Raw genomic sequence first — 924 nt, 5'->3', positions numbered from 1 at the left:
TTTTATCTCCACAACATAAAGGCTAACTGTATTTTACGGAAAAGCGGGAGGCCTTACGAACAATGGTTTTCTCCGCCAATACTCCATTTTTTATCTCCACAACACAAAGACTGACTGTATTTTACGGAAAAGCGGGAGGCCTTACGAACAATGGTTTTTTCTGCCAATACTACGCTTTTATTTTTCCTTAGTCCGTTAAAAGACTGACTGTATGTTACAATTCTTTGCCAATGTCTACCCAGCCCAAGGAGTTAGCGTATTTTTCTAATTCGGCCACCGATAGTTTCACCGCGCTATGATCATCCCCTGCAGCAGGATAAACAATATCAAAACGTTGTAAGGATACATCTAAATATGTCTTAACTTCAGGTTTCACTTCAAAAGGGCAAACCCCACCAGGGGCATGACCAATATAAGATTCTACCTGATCAAACGCAATCATTTTAGCCTTTTTCTGAAACGTAGCTTTAAATTTTTTATTATCTACTTTTACATCGCCAGCTACTACAATCAAAATAGGTGACTCATCTACTAAAAAAGACATGGTCTTAGCAATTTGTTTGGCTTCACAGCCCACTGCGATGGCTGCTTCTGCCACCGTAGCACTGGAATGCGCTAATACTTTAACGCGGTCCCCCAGACCAGCCGTTTCAAAATATTCTTTTACCTTTGTAAATGACATAATACCTCTCTCTATTTCATAATATTTTTAGCTCAGCAATCACATACAATAATACCTTTCCGGCTAACGTTACTCAATTGCCCTGCATAGAATAACATATTATAACATACTATCAACCATTAACCTACCATTAAATAAAACTCCAAAAGTCAACCATCGTTTTCAGGCACTCCTCACACTCCCCTATTACATCTAGTTAGCTCTGGTCTGTTTACTGGAACTAAAAAGGTTCTATAATTTAT

1 protein-coding gene is annotated in these 924 nt (G+C 38.5%); it reads right to left on the bottom strand.

Annotated features, from left to right (window positions below; genetic code table 11):
* Positions 1-214: 214 nt before the first annotated feature.
* On the bottom strand, positions 215-682 hold the full coding sequence (locus VER_RS10180) for a YbaK/EbsC family protein (RefSeq protein WP_162100698.1): 468 nt from the start codon (positions 680-682) through the stop codon (positions 215-217).
* Positions 683-924 lie beyond the last annotated feature (242 nt).

Origin of the sequence: Veillonella sp. R32 (assembly GCF_010093125.1) — a bacterium.
In the GTDB taxonomy this organism is placed as follows: Bacteria; Bacillota; Negativicutes; order Veillonellales; family Veillonellaceae; genus Veillonella_A.
Note: the sequence above shows the minus strand (reverse complement) of the source record. Positions and strands in the feature narration are given on the sequence as shown.